At 33.5% G+C, this 5,962-nt stretch carries 4 protein-coding genes and 2 pseudogenes; 4 read left to right on the plus strand and 2 right to left on the minus strand.

Annotated features, from left to right (window positions below; translation table 11 throughout):
• Window positions 1-81: pseudogene (locus tag ACFINI_RS09175) on the minus strand (integrase); the annotation flags it as partial.
• Between the two features lie 124 nt (window positions 82-205).
• On the opposite strand from ACFINI_RS09175, the gene ACFINI_RS09180 reads away from it, so the two are divergent.
• From ACFINI_RS09180 to ACFINI_RS09195, 4 genes are read left to right on the plus strand one after another with little or no spacing between them, the layout of a single operon-like run.
• Window positions 206-1,216 carry a radical SAM protein gene (locus ACFINI_RS09180; RefSeq protein WP_375612537.1) on the plus strand — a complete coding sequence of 337 codons (1,011 nt, stop codon included), beginning with the start codon at window positions 206-208 and terminating at the stop codon, window positions 1,214-1,216.
• Window positions 1,209-2,993 (plus strand): MFS transporter, encoded by a 1,785-nt coding sequence (locus ACFINI_RS09185; protein ID WP_375612536.1) that lies wholly within the window; start codon window positions 1,209-1,211, stop codon window positions 2,991-2,993. The genes ACFINI_RS09180 and ACFINI_RS09185 overlap by 8 nt, the downstream gene beginning before the upstream one ends.
• Window positions 2,983-3,597 carry a hypothetical protein gene (locus tag ACFINI_RS09190; RefSeq protein ID WP_375613858.1) on the plus strand — a complete coding sequence of 205 codons (615 nt, stop codon included), beginning with the start codon at window positions 2,983-2,985 and terminating at the stop codon, window positions 3,595-3,597. Before ACFINI_RS09185 ends, ACFINI_RS09190 begins: the two co-directional genes overlap by 11 nt.
• The gene (locus ACFINI_RS09195; protein WP_375613859.1) at window positions 3,566-4,558 is read left to right on the plus strand and encodes a hypothetical protein; all 993 of its coding nucleotides are present in this window, start codon (window positions 3,566-3,568) and stop codon (window positions 4,556-4,558) included. Before ACFINI_RS09190 ends, ACFINI_RS09195 begins: the two co-directional genes overlap by 32 nt.
• A gap of 1,035 nt (window positions 4,559-5,593) precedes the next feature.
• Here the strand turns inward: ACFINI_RS09195 and ACFINI_RS09200 are convergent.
• Window positions 5,594-5,962: pseudogene (locus ACFINI_RS09200) on the minus strand (virulence-associated protein E); the annotation flags it as partial.

Raw genomic sequence — 5,962 nt, forward strand, 5'->3', positions numbered from 1 at the left:
TACTTGTCCTCCTACTGTATGACTTAGAATAGTTTCAGCGACCTCATAGGGGGCATCGGTTGTTTCTGCTAGCCAATTTTTACAGAATCAGAAAATTGAAACTGTTGCGGCAAAGCTTAATGTAGAGACAGAGGTCTTAGCATCAGATTTTTCAATCTTGTTAAGAGAACTAGAAAAGAATGGTTTTCTTTTAAAGAAGGAAAACTTGATTAGTGCGTCAGATTCGATTTTTGATCTTAAAAAATTATGGGCACCTGTGACACCTATTATACATATTATCCAGAATTGCAATAGCCCTTGTATCATGTGCGATTGTTGGAAGATTAAGGAAAAAAATTGGCATACTCCAGAAAGTTTAATACCCTTATTTAGAATGTTGAAAGAAAAAGGAGCTGCCTCAGTGATGCTTTCTGGGGGAGAACCTTTAATGCATCCGAGGCTTAAAGATATTTTATTAACGTTGAATGAACTAGGTCTGCCTGTTGAATTAAATACCAATGGCATCTTATTGCATAAAAATTTATGGATTTCACAGTATGACATAAAAGAAATTGTTATTTCTATGGATTCGACTAGTGTCCAAGGATATTATGATATACGGGGGGCGAATAAATTTGATCGCGTGTGGGAAAACATTGAAACAGTTAAGAATCTTCAACCTCTGCAAAGTATAGGAATAAGAGCGACAGTTACTAAAGAGATTCTAGAAAATATTATTAATTTTATCGATTTTTGTATAAGCAAAGATGTCGATTATATCGGATTCAACCCGCTCGATACGTCGTCATTTTGTTTTTCTAGAAACAATAATACAAAGGATCGATCTAAGGCTTTAAGCAACAAAATTCTTCCGCCAAACGCCTCACTTTTTCATTTGAGAGATGAATTATCAAGGAAAGAATCCCCCCTCCAGATTTATATAGATAAAAAGTTCCAAGAAAGGAAAATCTCATGGACGTCACAAAATTTTGTAAATTGTATTAATTATTACTTAGGCGAAAATTCTGCGTACGTTTCGTCGCCGTTAATGTGTTTATTTCCATTTTCATCCTTGGTATTGGACTATAATGGAGATTTAAAAAATTGCTTTTATTCAGAAGCTTTTGGGAATCTACAAAATTATGAGGCAATAGATTGGTCTGCTCAAAGCGTTTTAAAATCTTTGAAAGAATCTGGCGCATGTAGCGGATGTCGTGGGAAGGTATTTTGTGGATAAGGTTAAGCAATTTAAGATTTATAGCGTTAGCAAGTCTACTGCTCTAGTGGTTGCTGTTTTACCACTTTTTTTGTCGGAAAAATTGCATTTGTCGCAAGCGGATATTGTTTTAATCGGTAGTTATTTTTTATTGCTTCCTTTGATCTTAGAAGTCCCCTTGGGTTTATTATCAGATGTTTATGGAAGTAAGCGCGTTATTTATACTGGGCTGTTTTTCTTTCTTTGCGGTTTTTTAGCTCTTTTTATGAATTATGCATATTTTGCTTACGCCACTTATTTGTTGTGTATCACATTAGCGGCCGCTTGTTTCTCAGGTGCGGAAGATAGTTTACTCTTTTCTGTAGTACCAAAGCATCGCACACTGTTTTCCGTTAAGTCCGAAGTGGCTGCTGTTACCTATAGTGTGACAACGGTACTTATTTTTTTAGGGGGAATACTTTATTATGTGCATCCTGCATTGCCTGTAATTTTTCAAATCCTTTCATTAATTTTTGCTATTTTTATGTTTTCAAAACTGACGAAGGGATTAGATAGTTTTCATATCAACGCTCATCCGAGTATTTTCACAGTTATGTGCGCCAGCCGTAAAGAAGTCAAAAACCCTTATCGCTTCACTCTTGTTTTTTTAAGTGCAGTTTCAGCTTTTGCTATTTTGGTTAATAATCGAACTGTTTCTATCGCATTTTCTGATTTTTTGCCATTTCAACCTGCTATTTTGGTTTCGATTATTTTTATCATTGGGAATTTTTTTTCAGCAAGTTCCAATATATTGTTTCAGAAGTATTTTTCAAAGTTTCAAAATCCTATTTTTCCCGTCTTAATGATTGGTTGTATGGTAACCATTGCTTTTTTTCTCATGTCATTTCAAATCATTGCGGCTCTTATATTAGGATTTTTACTGCTATGTGTTTTTAAATCTGCTTATCGATCTTATCTGTCGTCTCTTCTTATAAATTCACTGATTGATCCCAAAGCTATCGCGACTGTTTTATCATTTACAGCCATTATTACAGCTGTTGTATCCTTTGCATTCAGTTTTTTATACGGTCATGTTTTTTCAACATTCTGGCAAGCTAATTTGTGGTTGGCAGTGATTATGGCTGTGATTTTTGGGGTGTCTGCTTTAATTATTTTTGTCAGAAAACAAGAAATCATTTGGTTACAGCCTGAAAATGCACAATCGTCAAAACAACATTTCTTGAAACGCAAGCATCAAGAGTTTTGCTATGGGCAAATTTATCCGGAAGCATCGTGCATTAATGAAAACATCAAGGATGGCTCTTTTCGACAAAGTCTCTATCCTGCACCAAATTTGATAACACTTTGCGATGAAATAGTCGAATGGGAGTTTATCCGGGGTACTGTATTGAGCCAAATGGATTTGCTACATCAAAAGGCGATTATTGATCAAATCAATAAGATCTTTCAAGATCGATTAAGCAAGAATATAATCTTATCACATGGAGATTTACATCCTGATAATATCATTGTTACTTCTGATAGTTCTTTTATGGTAGTGGATTGGGATTTATGTCAAGAAGCCAGTCCGGAATTGGATATCTTAACATTTTTCACCAGTCCAAGATTATCTCTCAATTTAGAAGAACGGATAGACTATATTTCTCATTTGCTGTCTATATCAAAGGATGAAGCTTTACCAATGATAAAAGCGTTTGTGGCTAAAAAAATTTCTGATCTTTCTCTATACCAAAATATTTTCATGAAACAATTAGTATTGGATTATATGAACTTGAATAAGAAATTTCATGGGCGATAATATTGTAATTTGTAATGAAAATTGCAGTGCGGGCTGCAATCATTGTCCGTATTCGATGGAATATATGGTGAGAGATGACGCGTTGCCTGAATCTTTATATACAATAAATGACATAAAATCTGATTTTATTATTCTTTCTGGTGGAGAGCCTTTTGAGCTCGATTATGATTTACTTCATAAATATACTTGTATGTGTCTCATTTGCAAAAAATATTTTCGGATTGCAACAGGGGGGCACATCTATATTCAACCATATTTGAAGCTATTAAAGAGTAATCCGTTCTTTTTAGGGATACAAATAGGCACAGATGTTATTTCAGAGATAAGAAATCTAGACAGTAAAAAATATAAACAAACGTGGGTGCGTAACATAGAATGTATGAAAAAAGATAGCGTACCATATAGTGTGACGATTACTTTATCGGAGAGATTCGATTTGGCAGAAGTGTTAGCTCTAATACGTATCGCTACTCCCGAGTTCATTTTAGTTAATTTTGAAAATAGAAAAAAGTATGAGAATAGATTTCAGTTAAATATGATACGGGATTTTTTTTCTGGCTGTGAGATAAAATATGGATATACGCATCAGAGTTTACACCAATAAATATAAACTATCGGATTCTTTTCACAGTTCTTCTGGTGTGTTAGTTGAAAAAACAGAACTGATAATTTTATTTACTGCTCAGGATAAAGTTATTTCGCCCTTTGCTATGGAGTTGCCATTGTCACCTAGTCACGGAGAAATGCCGGACGATTTTATAAAATCTGTAAATGAACGATCAATAAATAAAAGTAAACACTTTGCAAATTCTTTAAGCTATTTCTTTGGGTTGGAAGATTTTTTTAAAAAAGTTGAAATGGCTAAAATTATTAATTCTGGATTAATGAAATCTATTAAAACGATAGGAATAGGTGCAATTATTGATGATGAGATACGTAATTACGATTTGATAAAATTGAAATCATCGAATCAGTATTTGGATGATACAATTGCAATTGTTAATGAAAACAAAAATGTAAAATTTATTATTGATTTCAATGCAAGTATTAATTTTGAGCAGTGGAATTATTTTATTGATAGGATAGATAAGAATAATTTGTTTGGAATAGAACAGCCTGTGAAATTTCCTTCAAAAATTCCAGATTTGGGTTTCTTAAATATCGCTGATGAGACATTCGTGAAATGTGGTTATGAAAAAATTCACGAATATGGCTATAATGCTTTTGTCTATAAGCCATTTGCAAGTAATATTAAAGAATTATATAAGTGTTTTGAGAATAAAAATAACTACGTTGGTATGGTTGGAAGTAATGTTTCAGGCCCTTTAGATTGTAGTTTTTGTAACATCATAAATCATTATATGCCTACCAAATTAGCAGGAAATCGTGCAAGTAATTTTGAAGCGCATCCGTTAAATAATAAAACTGAGGATTTAATGAGAATTCGAGAAAAAAAGATATCTCTCTCTGATGAATTGTTTATTTATCTTGATAAATTTTGCCAAAAGGTATCGGATTTGTATTTTGATATGAATCAATTAAAAGAAATTGCTACAAATATATAGTATTTCCCACTCTGAAGCAGCTATGTTTCGTGAATAGATATAGGACATACCGATGGAAGAACGATATGGTGCTTGTCTCATGTATCGGGATCTTATATACTAAAAGTGTCAAAGATGGTGGCAAAATTGGCTTTGATTTTTTTGATATTAGCAGTAATTTAAGCAGCAACTTGCCTTTTTTATTCAAGATTTTTGATGAGAAAGAATTATAGGTATTTCAGTTTGATGTAACTCAAAATAAGCGAACGGTATTTTTAAGCTTGATGTTTATTATAAAGCTGAGCTCAACCCCAATCAAAACAGTATGGCAGGTGGACTTATTATCTTACTTAAAAGGGGCTAGCTAAGAAGCATACGCTTGTTATTATATCGAATGTTCTCAATTTGCATTCGATTAAACTTACAAATCAAGATGGCTTTTATTCTAATATCATCAATACTGGGCTTTATAGATTAAACATTCAAGTCCAATAATTCGCAGAACAAATGAGCCATGCATCCAAAATGCCAATTACGAGTAATATAAATCCCAATGATATTGTAGCTGATATTCACTTAATACCATCAATACTCCCAAATGACTCCTATTATCGTAAGGTTTTTTTCTTTTCTCTTGAGATCATCACCAACGTCATAAAAATATATTTTACCATGCTGTTGCACGTTTGGATTTTTTACAAAAATAGAAATTTCCATAGAGTAGCTCAAGATCCTAAACAAAAATATTAAAATATAATGTTTTTTATTTTTTATTATTAAAAAAATAACATAAACATTGGAATAACTCTCCAAAAGCAACAAAACTCTTTGTAAGAAGAACTCTGATCATTTTCTTTGAAAAAAGAGCAATGAAGAGAATGTCACTAAAAAGAGCGTTGAGCGATTGGCTTGAAAAACTGTCAAAAGAGATTTCTCTATTGTGTGGTCCTATGATTTTTCACCAAGGTGAGCTATTCATAGCGTTTTGTAGGCCGACCGCCTTTTGGGTTTTGTCTTCATAAATTTCACGAAGATAGTTGTAACAGCATAAAAGCTCTAAAGTTTGTTAAATAATTCCTTATGTTTTGGATTGGCTTGGCTTAAATGCACCCCACCACCTGTTACAGATCCCAACATGGCTTTTGCTGGTTTTTGGTCTGTTTTGCAACCATTGGCTTGTAAAAAGGTTCTATGAATGGCGAAAGAGCCAGCGCCCTTAACAAGAGCCACCAACGCGGTCAGTGTAACCCCAGAGGGGTGCGAACATTTGTCGTAAAAGCGTAAATCAGGAGGCAAATCACATGTAATACCCCGCATACGTAAATAGGTTTCTGCTAAAGTGTTTTTAATTGGTTGGCTTTGTTGCCAAATTGCTTTTGCTCTCTCTGCTTTCTGTTTTGCTCGTTTGAGATCAGCACAAAACTG

This window comes from Bartonella sp. AA56HLJMS, from assembly GCF_042197145.1.
GTDB lineage: Bacteria > Pseudomonadota > Alphaproteobacteria > Rhizobiales > Rhizobiaceae > Bartonella.